Source organism: Bradyrhizobium sp. UFLA05-109 (assembly GCF_054185165.1).
Genome location: NZ_JBBIAR010000020.1, coordinates 14831 through 37459, shown reverse-complemented (window position 1 = coordinate 37459; position 22629 = coordinate 14831). Strand labels below are relative to the sequence as shown.

Sequence of the window (22629 nt, the reverse complement as noted above, 5' to 3'; positions counted from 1 at the left end):
TCCCTGTCCAGGATGATCAGTCGATGATCTTGACGACCCTGCGGGTCCGTGGCTCGACGATCACACGGCGGTCGTTGACGACCGCATAATCGTATTCCCTGTAGTTCGGCACAGGGTGCAACACCACGGTCGGCGGTAGCGGCTCGCCGACCACGACGTGCTCGTGAACCACAACCGAGTTGTCGCGCGGAATGCCGCCCAGCACGGCGTTCGGAATTTCGAGGCCAGCGCCAACGGCCGCGCCGACGGTGCCGCCCACCATCGCACCGACCGGACCACCAATCTCGCCGCCGGCCCGCGCACCATTCGCGGCACCCTCGGCTGTGGTCGACTGCGCAAAGGCTGCGCTTGACGCCAGCAGCGAAATGGCAGCCAACGAGATCACAAGACGGGTCTTCATGTCCTGTCTCCAGATTGTTTGTTCGTGCGCCATCAACCGCGGACCCCGGTGATAGTTCCGGGTTCCCGAACCGCTCAAGCAAGACCAATCCAGAGAGTGTTACCGCGTAACAGTCTTACGCCGCGGCGATCTCATGACCCGCCATCAATTCGAGCGCGCGCACCATCGCAGAATGATCCCAGGCCTTGCCACCATGCGCTGTGCAGGCTGAGAACAATTGCTGCGCCACCGCCGTGCTCGGCAGCGAGAGCCCCAGCGAGCGCGCGCCTTCGAGCGCGAGGTTGAGATCCTTCTGGTGCAGCTCGATACGGAAACCCGGTTCGAAATTGCGCTTCACCATGCGCTCGCCATGGACCTCAAGGATCCGTGACGAGGCAAAGCCGCCCATCAGCGCCTGCCGCACCAGCGCAGGATCAGCGCCAGCCTTCGATGCGAACAGCAGAGCCTCGCTCACCGCCTCGATCGTCAACGCGACGATGATCTGGTTCGCGACCTTGGTCGTCTGCCCGTCCCCATTGGCGCCGACGCGAGTGACGTTTTTGCCTATCTTGTCGAAGACACCCTTCATGGTGTTGAAGGCGCGCTCCGGGCCGCCGATCATGATGGTGAGGCTCGCCGCCTTGGCGCCGACCTCGCCGCCCGATACTGGCGCGTCGAGATAATCGGCGCCGAGCGCCTCGATCTTCTTGGCAAATTCCTTCGTCGCCAGCGGCGAGATCGAGCTCATGTCGACCACAATCTTGCCCTTCGAGATGCCGCCCGCGACACCGTCCTTGCCAAACAGCACTGCCTCCACATGCGGCGTATCCGGCACCATGATGATGACGGCATCCGCCTCCTCCGCGACCTCCTTCGCCGACTTGCAGGCGACACCGCCGGCCGCGATCAGGTCGGGCGGAATCGGCGCGACGTCGTGCAGGAAGAGGCGATGGCCCGCCGCCAAAAGATGGCCAGCCATCGGCCGTCCCATGGTGCCAAGCCCGATAAAGCCAATGTCGATCATGTCAGTCGTTTCCTCTCGATTTTGGTAAGTCCGATCCACGGGCTCCCTCACCTCTCCCGCTTGCGGGAGAGGTCGGCACGCAGTGCCGGGTGAGGGTTCTCTCCGCGTTGGGATTATTGCAGCACGCCTCAACGAACCCCGTCGTGGAGACACCCTCACCCCAGCCCTCTCCCGCAACCGGGAGAGGGAGCGCACCGTCGCTGTGGCTGCACTCTCAGGTCTCGAAGGTCTGCGCCGCGTGCCAGGACAGGCCTTCCAGCGTCGTGGTGCGCGGCTTGTACTCGCAGCCGATCCAACCGCGATAGCCGATCGCGTCGAGATGGCGGAACAGGAAGGGATAGTTGATCTCGCCCGTGCCCGGTTCGTGCCGGCCGGGATTGTCGGCAAGCTGGATATGCGAGATGCGGTCGAGATATTTTTGCATGGTGCGGGCGAGGTCGCCCTCCATGATCTGCATGTGATAAACGTCGTACTGGATGAACAGGTTGCTCGAACGTACCTCGGTGATGAGCTGCGCCGCCTGCTCGGTGCCATTGAGAAAGAAGCCGGGAATGTCGAGCGTGTTGATCGGCTCGACCAGCAACTCGATATTCTCACGCGCCAGCGCAGCGGCAGCGAAGCGCAGGTTTCCGATCAGCGTCTCGTTCAGCTCGCGCGGATCGGCATCCGCCGGCGCGATGCCGACGAGGCAGTTGAGCCGGTCGCAGTCGAGCGCCTTGGCATAGTCGATGGCGCGAAACACACCGTCGCGGAATTCGGCGACGCGATCGGGAAAGATCGCGATGCCGCGCTCGCCGCCCGCCCAGTTGCCAGCGGGGAGATTGTGCAGCACCTGCGTGAGCCCGTGGCTCTCAAGCTGCTCGCGCAACAGCGCCTTGTCGAAATCATACGGAAACAGATATTCGACCCCGCTGAATCCAGCCGACTTCGCCGCGGCAAAACGATCCGGAAACGGCATCTCGTTGAAGAGCATGGTGAGGTTGGCGGCGAACTTTGGCATGATGCTGTTCTCCCTATTCCGCCGGCTGCAACACGCCCGGGCGCGTGATCTCGACATCGTCGAGCGGCAGGTCAAGGACCTCCTCGAACTCGACGATGTTGTCGATCTCCGTTCCCATCGCGATATTGGTGACGCGTTCGAGGATGAACTCGACCACCACGGGGACGCAGTGCTTCGCCATCAGCTCCCGCGCGGTCGCGAACGCGGCCTGCGCGTCCTTGGGGTCGGTGACGCGGATCGCCTTGCAGCCAAGGCCTTCGGCGACTGCAACATGGTCGACGCCGTAAACGCCGAGTTCGGGCGCATTGATGTTCTCGAAGGAAAGCTGGACGTGATAGTCCATGTCGAAGCCGCGCTGCGCCTGACGGATCAGGCCGAGATAGGAATTGTTCACGACGACGTGGACATAGGGCAGATTAAACTGCGCGCCGACCGCGAGCTCCTCGATCAGGAACTGGAAATCGTAATCGCCCGATAGCGCAACGATATCGCGATCCGGGCACGCCGCGCGCACGCCAAGCGCTGCGGGCAGCGTCCAGCCGAGCGGTCCGGCCTGCCCGGCATTGATCCAGTTGCGCGGCTTGTAGACGCCCAAAAACTGCGCGCCGGCGATCTGCGACAGGCCGATCACGGTGACATAGCAGGTGTCGCGTCCGAATGCTTTGGTCATCTCCTCATAGACGCGCTGCGGCTTGATCGGCACGTTGTCGAAATGGCTCTTGCGCAGCATCGATCGCTTGCGATCGCGGCAGGCCGCGGGCCACGCCTGGCGCTCGCGCAACCTGCCAGACCGGCGCCACTCCCTGGCGACGGTGACGAACAACTCCAGCGCAGCCTTCGCATCCGAGACGATGCCGAGATCGGGATTGAAGACGCGCCCGATCTGCGTCGGTTCGATGTCGACATGCACGAATCTGCGGCCCTTGGTGTAGGTCTCGATCGAGCCGGTGTGCCGGTTGGCCCAGCGATTGCCGATCCCGAGCACGAAATCGGATTCGAGCATGGTGGCATTGCCGTAACGATGGCTGGTCTGCAGGCCCACCATGCCAGCCATCAGCACATGATCGTCGGGGATCGCGCCCCACCCCATCAGCGTCGGCACGACAGGCACGTTCACGGTCTCGGCGAATTCGACGAGCAGGTCGGAGGCATCGGCGTTGATGATACCGCCACCCGCCACGATCAACGGCCGTTCGGCGGCGTTGAGCATCTCCAGCGCCTTCTCGACCTGCTTGCGCGTCGCGGTCGGCCTGTAGACCGGTAACGGCTCATAGGTCTCGTCGTCGAATTCGATCTCGGCGAGTTGCACGTCGAGCGGCATGTCGATCAGCACCGGCCCCGGCCGGCCCGAGCGCATCACGTGGAAGGCCTGGCTGAACACGCGCGGCACCAGCGCCGGCTCGCGCACGGTGACGGCCCATTTGGTCACGGGCTTTGCGATGGATTCGATATCGACCGCTTGAAAGTCCTCCTTGTAAAGCCGCGCGCGTGGCGCCTGCCCGGTGATGCAGAGGATCGGAATGGAATCGGCGATCGCCGAATACAGCCCGGTGATCATGTCGGTGCCGGCCGGTCCCGACGTGCCGATGCAGACGCCGATATTGCCGGCCTTCGCCCGCGTAAAACCCTCCGCCATATGGGAGGCGCCCTCGACGTGGCGTGCCAGGATGTGGCGGATCGAGCCGCGCTTCTTCAGCGCCGAGTAGAGCGGATTGATCGCGGCCCCGGGAACGCCGAAGGCGGTCGAGATACCTTCCTTCTCCAGGATACGCACGGCTGCATCGACGGCTCGCATCTTCGCCATATCGGACCTCGCTCGGTTGCCTTGCTTCGAGCGTGATCATCGATTGTGCGTGGGCTGCGCTCAACGAGATCGATTTTATTTTCCACGATGCGGCAGCCGCAGAAAAATCGGGGCTGTCTCAATCGGTTAGGTCGAGAGACGCGTGAAAGCGGCTACTCAAACAGGGGCACGAGCTCCATCTGCGGCACAAGGACGAGTCCTCTGTCGGTGATACGGATCTCCGGAATGACCGATAGCGGAATCAGATTGAAGCCCATGTAGGGGATGGTGCAGCCAGCCTCCGACCATTCTTTCTTCAGGGCCCGCACCTCCTCGGCCACTTCGGTGATGCGCTTGTCCGAGAGCAACCCTGCGATCGGCAACGGAACCAGCGCCCTCACCTTGCCATCAGCGACGACGCAGACGCCGCCTTGTTGCTGCTTGATGGCTGATATCGCCACCTGCATGTCGGCTTCGTTGGTTCCGGCCACGATGATGTTGTGGCTGTCATGCCCGACGCTGGAGGCCACTGCGCCGCGCTGGAGCCCAAAGTCCTTCAGCAGGCCATAGGCGACGTTGCCGGTCGATTTGCCATGGCGCTCGACCACCGTCACGAAGCACAGGCCATGGCGCGCAAACAAGGCCGGCCAATCGTTCGCCGGCTCGATTCTGACCTTCTCGTGGATCAGCGTGATACCGGGCAGCGCGGTCTTGATCGCGTTGACGGTGCAAGCCCTCGCCGGAAGCTCCGGCGTCAGCTTGAGCTGGTCCGGCAGCTTCACGGTCGCATAGGCAGCCTTGGGATATTGATAACGCTGCGACAGCGCCTGATCGAGGCGCTCTGTGGTCCTGCCCTTCTCGACCACCAGCTCGCCGCCATACCAGGTGCATTGCGGCTTCAGATTGTCGTCCATCAGCACGAGATCGGCGCGGCGGCCACCGCCGAGGCCGCCGATCTCGCCCTCCATGTTGAAGCGTGTCGCGCCATGCAGCGAGCCCATCGACCAGGCTTGCTCCGCCGACATCCCGGCCTTCACGGCTTCGCGCACCACCCAGTCAAGCCCAAACAGGAAGAGATCGTCGGCGTCGCGGTCATCGGTGCAGACCGCCGTGCGCTTGTGCGAGGCTCCGAGCTCGGTGATGGTGCGGATCGCCTGCGGCAGCGAGTGCCAGGGCGTGGTCGGCGGCCCGCCGCGCAGGAAGACCCACACGCCGGCATCGAGCAGATCATCGGCGATGTCGCGATCGATCGCCTCGTGCGTGTCAGTGACGCCGGATGCGGCATACGCCGCAACGAATTCGCGCCCATAGACATGCCCCGACACCGGACGCCCGCGCTTGAGGGCCGCGGCAAGGATCGCATGGCTGCGCTCATCGCCCATGGTCACCGGCACGAAATCCATCTTCTCGCCGAGGGCGACGGCCTCTGGCCAGCGATCGAACAGGCCGGCGATCTTGTCGGGCGTGAGGTCACCGCCGGCAGTCTCCAGCTCGGGCGAGGTCGCAGGCACCGTCGACGGCACCGTCAGGAAGATCGACAGCGGCGCCTCGCGCGCGTCCTGAAGCATCGCCTCGACACCGGCGACGTCCATGACGTTGCCGATCTCATGACTGTCGCAGAAGATCGTGGTGGTGCCATTGAGGAGCGCCGCCTCGGCGTAGGCGCAGGCCGTGACCATCGAGGATTCGATGTGGATATGCGGATCGACGAGCCCTGGCGCGATGATGCCGCCGGCCGCGTCATAAACAGTCACGCCGCTCCAGGCCCTTTTGGCCGTGCCCGCCGGCTTCACCGCCGCAATCCGGCCGCCCGTGATCCAGACCTCGCGCCCGGAATGGACACGCTCCGAATAGGTCGACAGCACCCGCGCGCCCGTAATGACGAGGTCGGGCGCAACGCGCGCCGAGGCGACATCGGCCAGGCGGCGCGTCATTGAGTGCAGCGGCGCAACGGTGAAGCGGGTCAGTTTGGTCATCAGGACTCTCGCGGGGCGTGAATGGCCCGGCGATGGTTGCGCCCTCGGCCAGAAGGGGCAACTCAAATAAAGCGGCACCGCTGCTTACGCAATGGGCACGCTGCCGGCCCGATGTTCAGGCTTTCTCGGCAGCGACGGGCATTACGCCGCCAAGTGCGGCGGTGAGTTCCGCTGCCACTTCCCGGACTACGCGGCCGATCTCGGGCAGCCGGCCGTCGGTGATGCGGCTGGTCATGCCCGAGACGGAGATCGCAGCAAGCGGCTCGGCGAGCCCATTGTAGACCACGGCCGCCACGCAGCGGAGACCCGTCTGTGCCTCCTCATCATCCACCGCAAAACCCTGCTTGCGGATCGTCGCGAGCTCCCTGAACAGGTCACTCGGTCGCACGATCGACTTCTCGGTGAGCCTCGGCATGCCGTGATGCCGGATGACCGCGCCGACATCTTCGTCGGAATAGGTCGCCAGCACCGCCTTGCCAACACCTGAGGTCACCATCGCGACGCGGCCGCCGACCTTGGTCAGCGAGCGCATGATCTCGCGGCTCTCCATGCGAGTCAGCACGATGATGAACTCATCGTCAACGACGGCGAGGTTGGCGGTCTCGCGGGTAAGATCCCGCAGCTTCCGAAGATAGGGAATGGCCTGCGCCGTAAAATTGCGCCGCCGCGCGAAGCTGGCGCCGACGGTAAAGCTGCGCACGCCGACGTGCCATTTGGATTCGGCGCGATCGAACTGCACGAAGCGGCGGCTTTCCAACGTCGCGAGAAGGCGATGCACGGTCGAGGCCGACAGCCCGGTGCGAACGGCGAGATCGCTGAGGCGATAGCCTTCGTCGTCCTCGGCCAGCGTCTCCAGAATCGACAGCGCCCGGTCGACGGACTGCACGCCGCCGTCGCGAGCGTCGTGGTCGGCCTCTCCGACCAACTTTGACTCAAGCGATTTGCGCCGGATCACGTTCTTGCCCATCGCGACCTGACTCTACTCCCTCGCCCCGCTTGCGGGGAGAGGGTCGGGGTGAGGGGGAGCCTCCGCAAGGACAGTGAAAGATGGACTCGTGGAGAGTCCCCCTCACCCGGATGGCTTCGCCAATCCGACCTCTCCCCGCGAGCGGGGAGAGGTGAAAAGTGTTCATCGGTTCAGAGCAGACCTGCCCCGCGCGCCCACTTGTACTTGGCGCCCAAAACTTCGACCGGCAGCTCGGTCGAGTACGCATAGGCCGGGATGCCGTGCTGATAGAGATATTCGGCGGCTTCCTCGACCTCGACGTCGCCGGCGAGCGAGGCGACCATCGGCTTCACAAAACCCTTGGCCTCCATTTCCTTCTTCACCTCGACCATGTTGCGGGCGAACACCATCGGCGGGGTGACGATCGTGTGCCAGTAGCCGAGGATCAGCGCGTGGATGCGATCGTCGGAGAGCCCGAGCTTCACCGTGTTGACGTAGGTGATCGGCGGCTCGCCGCCGGTGATATCCACAGGATTTCCGGCCGCGCCGAACGGCGGGATGAACTTGCGGAAGGCCGCATCGAGATCCGGCGGCATCGACATCAGCGACAGGCCGTTATCGACACAGGAGTCCGACAGCAGCACGCCTGAACCACCGGCACCGGTGATGATCAGCACGTTCTCGCCCTTCGGCGTTGGCAGCACGGGCACGCCACGGGCGAATTCGAGCAGCTGACGCAGCGACCGGGCGCGGATCACGCCGGACTGCTTGAACACGTCCTCATAGATCCTGTCGTTGCCGGCGAGCGCTCCGGTGTGCGAAGACGCCGCCTTGGCGCCAGCCGAGGTGCGGCCAGCCTTGAGCACGACCACCGGCTTCTTCTTGGAGACGCGTTTGGCGGCCTCCGCAAAGGCGCGACCATCCTTCAGATCTTCGCAGTGCTGCGCGATCAGGTTGGTGTTCGGATCCTGCTCGAAGAAGGCGAGCAGATCGTCCTCGTCGATATCGGACTTGTTGCCGAGGCCGACGATCGCCGACACCCCCATCTTCGCCGACCGCGAGAAGCCGATGATGGCCATGCCGATGCCGCCCGACTGCGACGACAGCGCCGCATGGCCCTTCACGTCGTAGGCCGTGCAGAAGGTCGCGCAGAGATTCGCGGGCGTATAATAGAAGCCGTAGATGTTTGGCCCCATCAGGCGGATGTCGTACTTCTTGCCGACCTCGACGATTTCGGCCTGGAGCTCCGGCGCACCCGCTTCCGCGAAGCCCGACGGAATCAGCACGGCGCCGGGGATCTTCTTCTCGCCGCACTCGGTCAGCGCGCCTGCGACGAACTTTGCGGGGATGGCGAACACCGCGACGTCGACGACGCCCGGCACATCCTTGACGCTCTTATAGGCCTTGTAACCGAGGATCTCGGCGGCCTTGGGATGGATCGGAATGATCTCGCCCTTGTAGCCGCCGTTGATGAGGTTCTTCATCACGGAGTTGCCGATCTTGCCGTCCTCCACAGAGGCGCCGATCACGGCCACCGCCTTCGGCTGCATGATGCGGTTCATGGCCGCGACGATCTCTTCGGTCGGGCGCGGCTTCGGCTTGGGCTTGTAGGCGAAGTCCACGACGATACGCACGTCGGCGGCGGTCGCATCCTTTGGGGTCGCGAACACCGGGTTGAGGTCGAGTTCGACGATTTCAGGGAAATCGGTGACGAGCTGCGAGACCTTGACGATGACGTCGGCAAGGGCGTTCCGGTTCACCGGCTCGCCGCCGCGAACGCCTTTCAGGATCTCATGCGCCTGGATACCGTCGAGCATCGACAGCGCATCCTCCTTGGTCGCGGGCGCGAGGCGGAAGGTGATGTCCTTCAGGACTTCGACCAGCACGCCGCCGAGGCCGAAGGCGACCAGCTTGCCGAAGGAACCGTCGGTGATCGAGCCGACAATGACCTCGGTGCCACCAGCCAGCATCTGCTGCACCTGGACGCCCTCGATCTTGGCATCGGCCTTGTACTTCTTGGCGTTGGAGAGAATGGTCTCATAGGCCTTTTCGGCATCCTCAGCCGTCTTGAGACCAACGATGACGCCGCCGGCCTCGGTCTTGTGGAGAATGTCGGGCGAGACGATCTTCATCACCACCGGGAACCCCATGGAGGAGGCCATCTTGCCGGCCTCGCCCGCCGACTTCGCGACCCCCTCCTTCGGCACCGGAATGCCGTAGGCATCGCAGACGAGCTTTCCTTCGGGGGCCGTCAAGCTGGTGCGGTTGTCCGCCTTGACCTGGTCAAGTACCCCGCGGACGGCATCTTTGGAATTCGACATGTGGTTTCTCCCTTGACCTCAGATCTTGCTTTGCAAGGCGCGTATTGCGGCTGCCGTGATGCTTGCCATTCGCCGCGCCTTTTGTTCCATGCGGCGGAACGGAGGGGCAGAAAGCCCGAGTTTACTCCGCCGGCTTGGATCAGAAATAGCTGACGATGGCATTTGGTATGCCAGAAGCCAACTTGTCAAGGCGGGTGATGGGTCCGAAGGCCGCAAAAAATAGGCAGCTTGACATTCTGGCATGTGGTATGCCAAAAACATTTCGGTAAATATTCCTGTAAAAGACGACTCCCCCTGAGGAGGAGAATCGTCGTGAAGCAAATCAAGGCATCGCCCAACATGGCCGAGGCAGATCTCGCAATCGTCCGTATTGCCCCGGAGAGCAGCTTCAAGAACAAGGCGTATGACGCCTTGAAGGAAGCGATCCTCAAGATGGACATCTATTCGACGCCCGAGCCGGTGATGCTGGACGAGCGCGCGCTGTCCGAGCGCCTGGGTGTCAGCCGCACACCGATCCGCGAAGCGATCGCGATGCTCGAGCAGGACGGTTTCGTGAAGACCGTGCCGCGCCGGGGCATCATGGTCGTGCGCAGGACCAAGAGCGAGATCGTCGACATGATCCGCGCCTGGGCGGCGCTTGAGAGCATGGCGGCACGCCTGATCACCACCACGGCGCGCAAGAAGGACATTTCGGCGCTGCGCGACTACTTCAAGGATTTCAGCAAGGATCGCCTGCCCGAGGATCACATCGAGGAGTATTCGCGCGCCAACATCGCCTTTCACCAGGCGCTGATCTCGCTGTCGGAATCGCCGATCCTCGTCGACCTCACCAACGATCTTCTGCTGCATGTGCGCGGCTACCGGCAACTGACGATCGGACGGAAGGATCGCACCGCGACCTCGCTGCCCGAGCATCTTGGCATCATCGAAGCGCTGGAAGCGCGCGACACCGAACTCGCCGAGAAGCGCGCCCGCGATCACACCCTTGGCCTTGCGGCTTACGTCGAAGCGCATGGCCAGGAACTATTCACGTAGCTGTTTAGCCAGCAACTTCACCAGAAGGGCGAGTAATTCGCCCGCAAAGCCTAAAACGGCACCTTGAGACCAGGGAGACAAGGCCCATGCTGAATACCGCGACCAAGTCCGAAGCACCGGGCACCGAGCAGGAATTGACGGATGGTTTTCATCTCGTCATCGACACGCTCAAGCTGAACGGCATCAACACGATCTATAATGTGCCGGGCATCCCGATCACGGATTTGGGCCGCATGGCGCAGGCTGCCGGCATTCGCGTGATCTCCTTCCGTCACGAGCAGAACGCCGGCTACGCCGCAGGCATCGCGGGCTTCCTCACCAAGAAGCCTGGCGTCTGTCTCACGGTTTCCGCGCCCGGCTTCCTCAACGGCCTCACTGCGCTGGCCCATGCCACCACCAACTGCTACCCGATGATCCTGATCTCGGGCTCCTCCGAGCGGGAGATCGTCGACCTCCAGCAGGGCGACTACGAGGAGATGGACCAGCTCGCGATCGCAAAGCCGCTGTGCAAGGCCGCCTATCGCGTGCTGCACGCCCAGGACATCGGCATTGGTCTTGCCCGCGCGATCCGCGCCGCGGTCTCCGGTCGTCCCGGCGGCGTCTATCTCGATCTGCCGGCAAAGCTGTTCGGCCAGGTGATGAACGCTGATGCCGGCCAGAAGTCGCTGGTCAAGGTGATCGATGCCGCCCCCGCGCAGATCCCCTCGCCTGCTTCGGTGAAGCGCGCGCTCGATGTTCTGAAGAGCGCAAAGCGTCCCCTCATCATCCTCGGCAAAGGCGCGGCCTACGCGCAGGCCGACGAGGAGATCAAGACCTTCGTCGAGAAGAGCGGTGTCCCCTTCCTGCCGATGAGCATGGCCAAGGGCCTCCTCCCCGACACGCATCCGCAGTGCGCCGGCGCAGCCCGCTCGACGGTGCTGAAGGAGTCCGACGTCGTCCTGCTGATCGGCGCCCGGCTCAACTGGCTGCTTTCGCATGGCAAGGGCAAGAGCTGGGGTGAAGCGCCGAAGAAGTTCATCCAGGTCGACATCGAGCCGAGGGAGATGGACTCCAACGTCGAGATCGTCGCGCCCGTCGTCGGCGACATCGGCTCCGTCGTGTCCGCCTTCAACCAGGCGATGGGTGCGGGCTGGACCATGCCGCCGGCCGAATGGACCAAGTCTGTCGTGACCAAGCGTGAAGAGAACGTCGCGAAGATGGCGCCGAAGCTCATGAACAACAAGTCGCCGATGGACTATCACGGCGCGCTCGGCGTGCTGAAGAACGTCATCAAGGAGCATCCCGAGGCGATCCTCGTCAACGAAGGCGCCAACACGCTCGACCTCGCCCGCGGCGTCATCGACATGTACCGCCCACGCAAGCGTCTCGACGTCGGCACCTGGGGCGTGATGGGCATCGGCATGGGCCAGGCGATCGCCGCCGCGCTCGAGACCGGCAATCCCGTGCTCGCGGTGGAAGGCGACTCAGCCTTCGGCTTCTCCGGCATGGAGGTCGAGACCATCTGCCGCTACAATTTGCCGATCTGCGTCGTCATCTTCAACAATGACGGCATCTATCGCGGCACCGACGTCAACAGCGCCAACTCCGATCCCGCGACCACCGTGTTCGTCAAGGGTGCGCGCTACGACAAGATGATGGAAGCCTTCGGCGGCATCGGCGTGAACGCCACCTCGCCGGACGAGTTGAAGCGCGCCGTCAACGAGGCGATCAGTAGCGGCAAGCCGACGCTGATCAACGCGGTGATCGATCCGGCCGCGGGCTCGGAAAGCGGCCGCATCGGCAACCTCAATCCGCAGAGCGTTCTGCAGAAGAAGAAGTAAGCATCGACCGGGTCATTCCCCGCGCAGGCGGGGAATCCAGTAATCGCCGGACCATCCTTGTTGGCGAACACTGAGCCCGACTGAATCTACGGCGAATACTGGATGCCCGCCTTCGCGGGCATGACGGCAACAGATAGTAAAAGGAGCAAACACGATGACCAAGGCGCTCACGGGCGTTCGCATTCTCGACTTCACCCACGTCCAGTCGGGGCCGACCTGCACGCAATTGCTGGCATGGTTCGGCGCCGACGTGATCAAGGTGGAGCGTCCCGGTGTCGGGGACATCACCCGCGGCCAGCTCCAGGACATCCCGAACGTGGACAGCCTGTATTTCACCATGCTGAACCACAACAAGCGCTCGATCACGCTCGACACCAAGAACCCCAAGGGCAAGGAGGTTCTCACCGAGCTGATCAAGAAGTGCGACGTGCTGGTCGAGAACTTCGGCCCCGGCGTGCTCGACCGCATGGGCTTCCCCTGGGAGAAGATCCAGGCGATCAACCCGAAGATGATCGTCGCATCGATCAAGGGCTTTGGTCCCGGACCGTACGAGGATTGCAAGGTCTATGAGAACGTCGCGCAGTGCACCGGCGGCGCCGCCTCGACCACCGGTTTCCGCGACGGCCTGCCGCTCGTCACCGGCGCGCAGATCGGCGATAGCGGCACCGGCCTGCACCTGGCGCTCGGCATCGTCACCGCGCTCTATCAGCGCACGCATTCGGGCAAGGGCCAGCGCGTCACCGCTGCGATGCAGGACGGCGTGCTCAACCTCGCGCGCGTCAAGCTGCGCGACCAGCAGCGCCTCGCCCACGGTCCGCTCAAGGAATACAGCCAGTTCGGCGAAGGCATTCCGTTCGGCGATGCCGTGCCGCGCGCCGGCAACGATTCCGGTGGCGGCCAGCCCGGTCGCATCCTGAAGTGCAAGGGCTGGGAGACCGATCCCAACGCCTACATCTACTTCATCACCCAGGCGCCGGTCTGGGAGAAGATCTGCGACGTGATCGGCGAGCCGACCTGGAAGACCGATCCGAACTACGCCAAGCCCCAGGCCCGCCTGCCGCGGCTGAACGAGATCTTCGCCCGCATCGAGCAGTGGACGATGACGAAGACGAAGTTCGAGGCGATGGAGATCCTCAACAATGACGACATCCCCTGCGGCCCGATCCTGTCGATGAAGGAGATCGCCGAAGACCAGTCGCTGCGTGCGACCGGCACCGTGGTCGAGGTCGACCACCCCACCCGCGGCAAATACATCTCGGTCGGCAACCCGATCAAGCTGTCGGACTCCCCGAGCGACGTGCAGCGCTCGCCGCTGCTCGGCGAGCACACCGACGAGATCCTGCGCAGCGTGCTCGGCTTCAGCGATCACCAGGTCGCCGACATCCACAAGTCCGGCGCGCTCGATCCGCCGCAGAAGCAGGCCGCGGAGTAAGCGGACCGACTTCGACCCAAGACGAAAGGGCCGCCCGTTCAGGTGGCCCTTTTTTATGTGCGCTCACTCTCCCGCTCAGGGCTCCCACTAAAAGTTGAAAAACAACCCCATGCAAAGTAGCCAGGGGGCCCGTACGTGAATTGCGGATTTTACGAAATCATTTGACACGTCGGGCAAATCAGTGGCAAAAGTCGATCATCGCAGAGTACCCCGCCTGATGTCCGCTATCGCCCCGACATCCGCGCAAGCACGGACATCGCTCTGGTGCGGGTTGTGCGGGGAGCCGATTAACGGATCGCTCCAAGGGTGCGCGCGATAGCAGCAATGGCACTCGCGGTTTCGGCAGGACGTAGAGTTGGATCGAGGTGGGTCCCTTCCGAGTTGATGACTGGCCATCCGCGACGGCGCGCCTCCACTGTTGCGTGATCGTAGAGCTTTGACGCCTGGATGAACCCGGCGGGAATGTGATCCCACCTGGCAAGGTCGACAGTCTCGTCAAACCAACTGATATTCATCTTCGGCAGGCCGCTTTCGAACCGAACGAACGCGCTGTGATCGCTTTTCAGGATGTCGATGCCAACCAGCGATGCGCGGTGTGCGTCACCGTCGAACCATTTTGACCACACCGGGAGGGATCCATCCGCTTCCGCAAGATTTTGAATGAAAGCGCGCAAAGCTGGCCTAACAGGGTATGCCGCGCCTTCTATCGGCGGGATGTCACCATCGAGGATGACAACGGCCTTCGTGGGCAACTTGGTCGCCAGATCGGCGGCTAGAGCGCTGGCAGAGCTGTGGCCAATCAACACCAGCCCATTTGCGGAAGCAATTTGATTGACAAGACTGCGGCTCCACGCGCTCCATGCCGGGGGAGAGGCATGATGCGCCAGAATGTCCGGGACTTGTACGCGCCATCCTGAGTCACGCAGCTTTTCGGCCGTAGGCTCCCAGCTCGAGGCCCGAACCAAGGGGCCTGCGATGAGGACGACATCTGTATTCAACGCTTCCCCCGCGGCTAAACGTGCAGTTCTATAGCGGGCGCAAACCAATATTGCTATCGAGTCTACAACGAGAGGCGCAGTTTAGCAGTTCCCGCCAGACGATCCGCAGCAGGCGTTCTCGACCTAACGCAGGAACAAGATTTGAGATGACGTGTCGGATCCGTGACGTCTCGTTCGTCCTCGGGGCATGAACGTGCAACGGACGTCCGTGTCGTACCCATCAATTTACGAGGATGACAATCATGCCTAGCACTGTACGCCTCCACCGCGTCCTGACGACCAGCCCCGAGAAAATCTATCGCGCCTTCCTCGAGGCGGACGCGCTGGCGAAATGGCTTCCGCCCAACGGCTTTACCTGCACCGTGCATCATTTGGAGCCGAAGGTCGGCGGCACATTCAGAATGTCCTTCCGGAACTTCACGACCGGCAACAGCCACGCGTTTGGCGGCGAATATGTCGAACTCGTCCCGGACGAACGCCTGCGCTACACCGACAGGTTCGACGATCCGATTTTGCCGGGCGAGATCCAGGTGACCGTGATCTTGAAGAAAGTATCTGTCGGCACCGAGCTGGAAATTACACAGGCAGGAATCCCGGACGTCATTCCGCCCGAAGCCTGCTATCTCGGCTGGCAGGAGTCGCTGCGAAACCTCGCAAGGCTCGTCGAGCCCGAGATCAATCAGTAGCGGCATCGCGGCAGATTTCGCGGGACGAGCGCCGGAGTGATCCTCGCCAAATACGGACGTAGACCGGCGCCATCCAGCCATGTCGACTCAAGGGTCAGGCTCTTCTCTACATTGCAGAACTGTTGGCAACGCAAGTTGCGTCGGCCGTCGTCTTGCCGCCAGAGGTGGCATCGCCGCAAAGATCAGCGGCCAGGAGACCGTCGAGGACTGGTCCGGGGATCCAATAGTCCCCCGCAAGCGGCCTGACACTCACGCCAGTAATTACTCCGAGCTGCAGGCCTGGATCGAAATAGCGCATCGTCCGCTCGTTCAGGTCAATGATGCGGCCAGGCGTTAGTGGCCCCACGTCATTTATCTTGACGATGACCTTCTTGCCCACGGCCTCGACGAGGGCATATTTCGGCCTCGCGCCAAATAGGACCCCACCGAATTTCTGACGCAAACTCGTCTTGATGGCAGCCGCCCAGACAGAGGGATCATAGCGCTCGCCGGAGGCTGTGTTCGGGCCGCCCTCCCGCCATCCGGGGCGGAACGGATTATACATGGATGCTGCGCCGATGATCGCATCCCCAGAAGCGGCATCGACGACGGCACTTGAATGAACTGCACCGATTTCACTTCGAGCAACGGTAACAGACATGGCAAGCGCAACTACGGCGCCGCAAATTGCGGCGCTCGAGTGGAACACCATCATAACTCCTTGATTGAGTTTTTTCGATTGTTCGGTTCCCGATGCCGCAAAGCATGGTCAAGCGAAACGCGAGGGCGTTAGCGAGCTCGTGCCAATTGTTTGCGGGTTCGTGCCAACCTTGGCGACGGAACCGTTGTGGGAACCGGGGTGGTCCTCACGCAGTGTTTTAGATCTCTCCGACTAAGACAGAGATTGCGTCAGCAGCATGACTGAAGAGAGCTTCTTTGACAGTGCGTGAGTAGGAGCAAGCGTTGCGGCCAAAAGCCGCTGCGAACGCGAGCGTGGACCCATGTCCGATGGACCGTTGAAAGCAGACCTGACAATGCGCCTCGGCCGGTTCGGCTTGATGCCATTAGCTGAAATCTCTCTTGTCTGACGTATTCAAAGCCGTATGGCCTTTGCGTGTCGCACGTTTGCCGCCACACTCATTTAGAAAGTGCAGATGCGAACGAAGGCTGGAGCGCAATCAGAGCTAAAAAACCGCCTGCGACGAAAAGAAGTACAGCCCCGAGACGAAGTTTGGGGACGCCATTCGACCAAGCGCTGGCAAGCTTTCGCGCTTCGTCTGCTTTTTGCTCCGCGTCGTCCGCTGAGCAGATCTCAATACCAAGATGCCTCGGCTTTATGCCGCTCTCATAAATTCGCCGTAGCTCCTCCCCGTTTCGCCGAAGACGGTAGGCTTTCGTGTATTCTCTTTGTGCATAGTATGCCGAGTTAGTTGCAAGTGCAGCTATGAAAAGACCTAGCAACCAACAGCAGATCGCGCCTGCAACGAATCCGAAGGCTGGATGCGGCGGTTCTTTCCATATGGCTCCGGTCAAGGTTAGGAATGCACCAGCAGCTCCGCCATTTAGCAGAACGAATAGCTTGGCTAGCTCGAGCTCGTAGGCAAGGGTCGCTCTGTTCAACTCCAACTCGTGCGCACGATGAAGTTTGTACCATTCTAGCAAAAAGTCTGCAGGCGGATTTGTCGGAGCGGGTTCGGAGGGCCTAAGTGCATCGACCATAGCCTGCACCTCGTGCAAAACCTGATAGCCAGCCTAACCAAGCGCAACCTGAGGCTGATAGCAAGTCTGATGATCGGCAGCTTTGGGGCCAACGCGTCGTTTTGAATACCTCTCAGCTCATTCCGATGCCCACCGACGAGCAGACCATTCAAGGGCCAGGCCAGACTTCGCACTAGGGCCATAAGGCGAAATCCCCGTCGCCCCTTGGAATATTTTCCGCAACGGTCAGCTCAGCTGTCGTTTCGATGGGCTGTTGGGCGAAACTATCCTCTCGGTGGGTATTGCGCATTTGGTACGGCCGGTGATCCATCATACAACAGTACCGTGCAGGAACTTGTTGACCATGGCGCAGGAGCGGCCAGTTCGAATCGAGCGCAGGTTATCGGCGATACTGGCGGCCGACGTGTCCGGGTATTCGCGACTGATGCACGAAGACGAAGAAGCTACGCACGCCAAGCTGATGGCGCTCCTCGCCAGCGGCGTCGAGCCGGCAATCGCCGAACACGGCGGTCGCATCGTGAAGAACACCGGCGACGGGTTCCTCGCGGAGTTTCCGAGTGCCGTCGAAGCGGTTCGGGCTGCAATCCAATTCCAAGCGCGCGTCCGCGAACTTACCACCGACGATCCGGAAGACAGGTGTATCGCTTTTCGAGTGGGCGTAAACATTGGCGATGTGATCGTCGAACCCCACGACATCTTTGGCGATGGCGTCAATATCGCGGCGCGGCTCGAGAGCGTCGCAGCGCCCGGCGGCATCTGCATCTCCTCGGCTGCTTACGATCAGGTCCAGGGCAAGTTTGGGGATCGGTTCGTCGATCTGGGCGAGCAGAACCTCAAAAACATCGGCCGTCCGGTTCGGGTCTATGTTCTGGACGACCGCAGCCCAGCGACGCAATCTCCGCGCGCGGGATCAAGCGTACTTTCACCACCTCGCCTTTCCATCGTTGTGCTGCCCTTCGCCAATCTCAGTGGCGATCCCGAGCAGGACTACTTTGTCGATGGTGTGACCGGGAGCCTCACCACAGATCTATCACGCATCGGCGGCTCATTTGTTATCGGCCAACACACCGCATTCACCTACAGAGGCAAATTTGTCGATGTCAGACAGATTAGTCGTGAGTTAAACGTTCGCTACGCGCTTGAAGGCTCGGTGCAGCGTTGCGACAACCGTCTCCGGGTGAACGTTCAATTGATCGACGCGACGACAGGCAATCACCTGTGGGCCGACCGCTTCGACAAGCCCATCGCCGATCTGCTGGATATGCAGGACGAAATTGTAACCAGGATTGCCCGGACGTTAGACAACCAACTCATCGTGGCCGAGGCGCGTCGTGCGGCAAGAGCGCTGAATCCCGACGCCATGGATCTCTATTTCCAAGGCCGCCATTCCTTGAGCAAGGGACTGACACCCGAACATTTGACAGAAGCTCGCAGTTCTTTTGAACTGGCTCTAGCAATTGATCCCAAAAATGTCGACGCCATGAGCTGGACGGCAACGGTTGAGACTGCACTTGGAGTGTTATTCTTAACTGACCATCCCCACGAGCATCTGACAGCAGCAGAGACAATGGTGCTGAAGGCGCTATGCCTTTCACCGGACCACCCCTGGGCTCATTTCACCTTAGCCTTCCTACTCATCAATACGAATCGGCTGGCCCAAGGCATGGCTGAGTGCGAGCGAGCCCTGGCCCTGGATCGCAATTTGGCTGACGCTCGCGTGATGATGGGCATCGCCAAATTTTATATGGGTTGCGGTGCAGATACTGAGTGCCACGTCAACGAAGCACTGCGCCTGTCCCCTCGCGATATCTCCACCTTCCATTGGATGAATACGGCGGGTTTTGCCAAGCTGCAGATCGCAGCAGACGCAGAAGCAGCCGCCTGGTTTGCTCGAGGAATCGAGGCCAACCGAAACTATCCGCTCGTGCATTTTGGGTACGCTGCATCGCTCGCGCTTCTTGGGAGACTGGGCGAGGCGCAAGTGGCCGCAAATGCGGGACTTGCACTTGACCCAACATTTACTATCCGTCGCGTCAGAGAGGCTCCAGTGCGCGGCGGCGCGAAGTTCGTTGCAGGAGCCAAGCGCATGATTAAGGGATTGTACATCGCCGGAGTACCCGAAGGGTGATGTCTAGACGGGTGCGCTAGTAGACGCCGACCAACATGCTGTCGCATGTCTGCCAATATCCGAAAAGCCGACGCAAAATGATGGGCTTGAGGCGTGACTGGACAGCGGTGCGTCTTGTGGAATGCGCGCCAATCTGCGCAACGCGAAATGTGCCCGTTCGATCTCGGACACAACCGCGTCATTCCGCCTGGACCTGCACCGGCGTGCCCGGGCCGTCGACTATACCGGGCGCAATCACCAGATAGCGGCGCTGGACCTTGTCATCACCGCGCACGAGCTGCCGGATTGGTCCAATCGCAGTGACTACCGCCGCGCCCGCCGGATTGGTCATGAAGCCCTGCAGGGGCTGCAGCGCGCCGCCGCCCGACGCCTCGGTCGCCAGGGCCAGCACGTAGGGCTTGCCTGGCTCGAGCCCGGTGACCGAAGCCTCGAGCACTTGCACCAGGCCTTGGTCGGAGAGCGAGACGCTGGTGGGCGCCCTGTCCGCTTTCTGCCCGGGCGGCGCGAGCCACAACTGCGTCGACATCCCGGCTACGCCGAGTGGCTGCAGGTGCTCCGTTCCCGCGCGATCGGGGATCGCAGGCATCATCGTCATCGCGGCGTTGCCGTTCACGCTCATCACCGAGCTGGCATTCGGCACGTAGACCACCGCCTGCGCAGCCTGTCCGATCGGGCTCGTCGCGATCACCTTGTTCGTCAGCGTATCGATCGCGGCGATGCGGTCTTCGTTCTCGAGGCCGACATAGACCCGCGTGCCGTCACCGGACGGCCAGATGCCATGGGGCAGCTTGCCGACCGGAATGGTTGCCACCTTCGAGAAATCGTCGGTGCGATAAACCTGGACCTCGTTGAGGCCGCCGATCGTGACATAGGCGAACATGCCGTTGGCGTTGCGCACGATGTTGACATGGTTCGTGATCGGCCCGGTGTCGATCGTCTTCAGGAGCGCGAATGGCGGCTGGGCATCGAACACCTGAACCTTGCCGGTGTCTTTCAACGTGAACCAAACCTGGGCACCATCCGGCGTGGCAGCAATGTTCGGACAGAACGGGCTGGCCTGCGGGACCCTGCCGACGATCCTGTGGTCGGCGACGGTGATAATCGCGGTCTCGGGCGTGAACGACGAGCAGACATAGCCGTACTTCCCGTCCGGCGAAAAGATCGTCATGCCCGGTCCGTTAGCCACAACGATCCGCGTCTTTTCCCGGTAGGTCGTGCCGTCGAGCACGGCGACATAGTTCTCGCCCCGCACCACCACCCAGACTTCATTGCCGTCCGGCGTGAAGAACGCCTCGTGCGGCGAGCGCCCGACATAGGTGACGTGCTTGACGGTGTTGGTCGCGGTATCGATGAAATTCACGGCGTTGGAGCCGATCGCAACCACGGCAAGGGTGCGATGATCGGGCGAAAAACCCAAGCCGTGCACCAGCAACTGGCCCCGGTAGAGCGGGCTGAAGCTCGCCGGCAGCGGATCGCCGAGCCGGATAACGCCGAGCAGCTTGTTGTCGACGGGATCAGTGACGGAGACTGTGTTCGAAAACTGCTCGGCGGCGTAGACGCGATCGCGGTGGCTGATCGGGATGTCGGGATTGGAGGCAGCACCCGGGACTTGTCCGGCACCGGCATATCGCACACTCACGAGAACGATCGATACCAGAAGGCCTCCCAGATAAGCGGCGTGTTTCATGTCACGGCTCCATCGTTCGATCTCTGTTGGCTGGATTTCGACTCGATCCGCCCTTGACGGCCCTTCCAGTCGCTAAGGTGTAGACGGCGGCAGGGGCTGACCGACAGCGAGGCGCATCACCGCGATCTCCTGTTGCTGGGTCACGATGATCTCCTGGGCCAACCGCCTGATCTGCGGATTGCGGCCGTGGCGAAGCACGGCAAGCGCCATGTCGATCGCACCCTGATGATGAGGCACCATCATCGCCACAAAATCGGCATCAACGTCGCCGGTCGGCTTCACCGCCATGTCGCCCATCATTCTTTTCATGGCGGTGACGTTCTCGGCCAGGAAGGGAGCTTCTGCACCGACATCGGAGCTGGGCCTCGCGCAAATCTCCGGTTGTGACGCCGGAAGCGGCTGGGCGGACGCAAAGAAGATGGCTCCAACGGTGCACACGACTGCCAGCGTGGTCACCGCTAGCATGGCCGAAGCGCGAGTGAGCGAAATCATCCCGACCTCCCGATCATGTTCATTTCCAAATCGTAACACGTCGTCGATCTGAAGAATATCCGATAGGTCGCCACCTCTCCCGATGAGCAACCGATGAAATCTATCTCTCGATGGTTGGGAGAGGGAAGCTTCGCTCGCTGCCCTTCTTTGTTTTACGATTCGAAGCAGCGTCGTTCGAAATCACGTCTAGAAATGCCTGCTCTGCGCGGCTGACGTATCGCTCCTTGTGTCGAAGGGCGACGAAGCGGCGATGCAGAAGAGGAAATTTGACGGGAACGAGGTTGCCTGCCTTGACCGAATTCGCGACCACCAGCCTGGATATCACGGTGACCCCGGCGCCAGCCTCGGCTGCGGCGCGAACGGCTTCATTCGATGGGAGCACGAGCGCGACGTTGAGATCCTTGCTCGTTAAACCAAGGCCGGGCAGCGCACCCTCGAAGACCGATCGCGTACCTGAGCCTGGCTCGCGCAACACCCAAGGTCCGCGCTTCAATTCCTGCGCCGATCGCGGCGTTCTTGCTGCCCAGGGATGATTTAGCGGCGCAACAAGAATGAGTTCGTCTTCCGCAACGGGAGCCATGACGAGGGTTGGGTCATCAATTGCCGCTTCGACCAAGCCGAGATCGGCGCTGCCTTCGCGAACCATGACTGCGACATTTTCCGAGTTGCCAATCGTCGTGCTGACGATGACGCCAGGATATCGCAACCGATAGCTCTGGATCGCCACGGGCAGCCAATAGTTCGCTACGGTCTGACTCGCCGCCAGCGCCAATGAGCCTTGCGTGAGGTCGGCAAGGTCGGTCAACACCTTCGCGGCGTCGGACGCACGGGCAAGCACCGCCTTTGCTTCCTTCAGGAATAGCCGCCCCGCCTCGGTCAGCGCAATCCTACGACCTATCCGATCGAACAGCTTGGTCGCGTAACGCTCTTCGAGCGCGGCGATCGCGGCGCTCGTCGCCGATTGGGTCAGATTAAGCTGTTGCGCGCCTCGGGTGACGTGCTCGCATTCAGCCACGGCAACAAAAATGCGAAGCTGTTCAAGGGTCATGCCGGCAATCCTGTTCCGTCACCCAAACCACCGTTCATTCGAACAAGCGCGATCTCGCTATCGAGAACAATCTGTCTCTTTCGGCGATGGCACTCTCGCCCGGTGGCCTCGCTGCGTCGGCAGATTAATCGATTTTATCGATTGAAACATCTTAAATTATTCGTTGGATCGATGAT

16 protein-coding genes and 1 pseudogene are annotated in these 22629 nt (G+C 61.9%); 5 read left to right on the top strand and 12 right to left on the bottom strand.

Annotation, left to right across the window (positions count from 1 at the left end; genetic code table 11):
* Positions 1 to 16: 16 nt before the first annotated feature.
* The 7 genes from Q3C01_RS16520 to Q3C01_RS16490 all read right to left on the bottom strand — a co-directional run bounded on the left by Q3C01_RS16520 (position 17) and on the right by Q3C01_RS16490 (position 9429).
* Complete coding sequence (locus Q3C01_RS16520; RefSeq protein WP_458146375.1) at positions 17 to 400, bottom strand: DUF1236 domain-containing protein; 384 nt, start codon at positions 398 to 400, stop codon at positions 17 to 19.
* A gap of 115 nt (positions 401 to 515) precedes the next feature.
* Positions 516 to 1403: a 2-hydroxy-3-oxopropionate reductase gene (locus tag Q3C01_RS16515; protein ID WP_458146374.1), complete on the bottom strand. Its 888-nt coding sequence runs from the start codon at positions 1401 to 1403 to the stop codon at positions 516 to 518.
* A gap of 214 nt (positions 1404 to 1617) precedes the next feature.
* Complete coding sequence (gene hyi, locus Q3C01_RS16510) at positions 1618 to 2403, bottom strand: hydroxypyruvate isomerase (protein WP_458146373.1); 786 nt, start codon at positions 2401 to 2403, stop codon at positions 1618 to 1620.
* 13 nt (positions 2404 to 2416) lie between these two features.
* Entirely contained in the window at positions 2417 to 4207 is a 1791-nt protein-coding gene (gene gcl / locus Q3C01_RS16505) for a glyoxylate carboligase (protein WP_458146372.1), read from the bottom strand.
* Positions 4208 to 4359: 152 nt separating this feature from the next.
* Complete coding sequence (locus Q3C01_RS16500) at positions 4360 to 6162, bottom strand: adenine deaminase (protein WP_458146371.1); 1803 nt, start codon at positions 6160 to 6162, stop codon at positions 4360 to 4362.
* A 115-nt stretch (positions 6163 to 6277) separates the two neighbouring features.
* A complete protein-coding gene (locus Q3C01_RS16495; protein ID WP_458146370.1) occupies positions 6278 to 7129 on the bottom strand; it encodes an IclR family transcriptional regulator in 852 nt (283 codons plus the stop codon).
* 170 nt (positions 7130 to 7299) lie between these two features.
* A complete protein-coding gene (locus Q3C01_RS16490) occupies positions 7300 to 9429 on the bottom strand; it encodes an acetate--CoA ligase family protein (RefSeq protein WP_458146369.1) in 2130 nt (709 codons plus the stop codon).
* 339 nt (positions 9430 to 9768) lie between these two features.
* On the opposite strand from Q3C01_RS16490, the gene Q3C01_RS16485 reads away from it, so the two are divergent.
* The 3 genes from Q3C01_RS16485 (at position 9769) to frc (ending at position 13716) form a co-directional block, all read left to right on the top strand.
* Positions 9769 to 10464, top strand: a complete 696-nt coding sequence (locus Q3C01_RS16485; RefSeq protein WP_458146466.1) for a GntR family transcriptional regulator — start codon at positions 9769 to 9771, stop codon at positions 10462 to 10464.
* 86 nt (positions 10465 to 10550) lie between these two features.
* Positions 10551 to 12284, top strand: coding sequence for an oxalyl-CoA decarboxylase (gene oxc, locus Q3C01_RS16480; protein ID WP_458146368.1), 1734 nt, complete (start codon positions 10551 to 10553; stop codon positions 12282 to 12284).
* Positions 12285 to 12438: 154 nt separating this feature from the next.
* Positions 12439 to 13716, top strand: coding sequence for a formyl-CoA transferase (gene frc, locus Q3C01_RS16475; protein ID WP_458146367.1), 1278 nt, complete (start codon positions 12439 to 12441; stop codon positions 13714 to 13716).
* A gap of 287 nt (positions 13717 to 14003) precedes the next feature.
* Here frc and Q3C01_RS16470 read toward each other — a convergent pair whose 3' ends face one another.
* Complete coding sequence (locus Q3C01_RS16470; RefSeq protein ID WP_458146366.1) at positions 14004 to 14714, bottom strand: alpha/beta fold hydrolase; 711 nt, start codon at positions 14712 to 14714, stop codon at positions 14004 to 14006.
* Positions 14715 to 14956: 242 nt separating this feature from the next.
* Between Q3C01_RS16470 and Q3C01_RS16465 the strand changes: the two genes are divergently transcribed.
* Positions 14957 to 15400, top strand: coding sequence for an SRPBCC family protein (locus tag Q3C01_RS16465; protein WP_458146365.1), 444 nt, complete (start codon positions 14957 to 14959; stop codon positions 15398 to 15400).
* A 106-nt stretch (positions 15401 to 15506) separates the two neighbouring features.
* Here Q3C01_RS16465 and Q3C01_RS16460 read toward each other — a convergent pair whose 3' ends face one another.
* Positions 15507 to 16094, bottom strand: coding sequence for an RlpA-like double-psi beta-barrel domain-containing protein (locus Q3C01_RS16460; protein WP_458146364.1), 588 nt, complete (start codon positions 16092 to 16094; stop codon positions 15507 to 15509).
* Between the two features lie 1347 nt (positions 16095 to 17441).
* Here Q3C01_RS16460 and Q3C01_RS16455 point away from each other — a divergent pair.
* Complete coding sequence (locus Q3C01_RS16455; protein ID WP_458146363.1) at positions 17442 to 19226, top strand: adenylate/guanylate cyclase domain-containing protein; 1785 nt, start codon at positions 17442 to 17444, stop codon at positions 19224 to 19226.
* A 178-nt stretch (positions 19227 to 19404) separates the two neighbouring features.
* On the opposite strand, the gene Q3C01_RS16450 is transcribed toward Q3C01_RS16455, so the two are convergent.
* The 3 genes and pseudogenes from Q3C01_RS16450 to Q3C01_RS16440 form a co-directional block, all read right to left on the bottom strand.
* Positions 19405 to 20913, bottom strand: coding sequence for a YncE family protein (locus tag Q3C01_RS16450; protein WP_458146362.1), 1509 nt, complete (start codon positions 20911 to 20913; stop codon positions 19405 to 19407).
* 75 nt (positions 20914 to 20988) lie between these two features.
* Positions 20989 to 21378, bottom strand: a pseudogene (locus Q3C01_RS16445) (DUF305 domain-containing protein); the annotation flags it as partial.
* Between the two features lie 127 nt (positions 21379 to 21505).
* Positions 21506 to 22453 carry a LysR family transcriptional regulator gene (locus Q3C01_RS16440; protein ID WP_479684012.1) on the bottom strand — a complete coding sequence of 316 codons (948 nt, stop codon included), beginning with the start codon at positions 22451 to 22453 and terminating at the stop codon, positions 21506 to 21508.
* Positions 22454 to 22629: the final 176 nt, after the last annotated feature.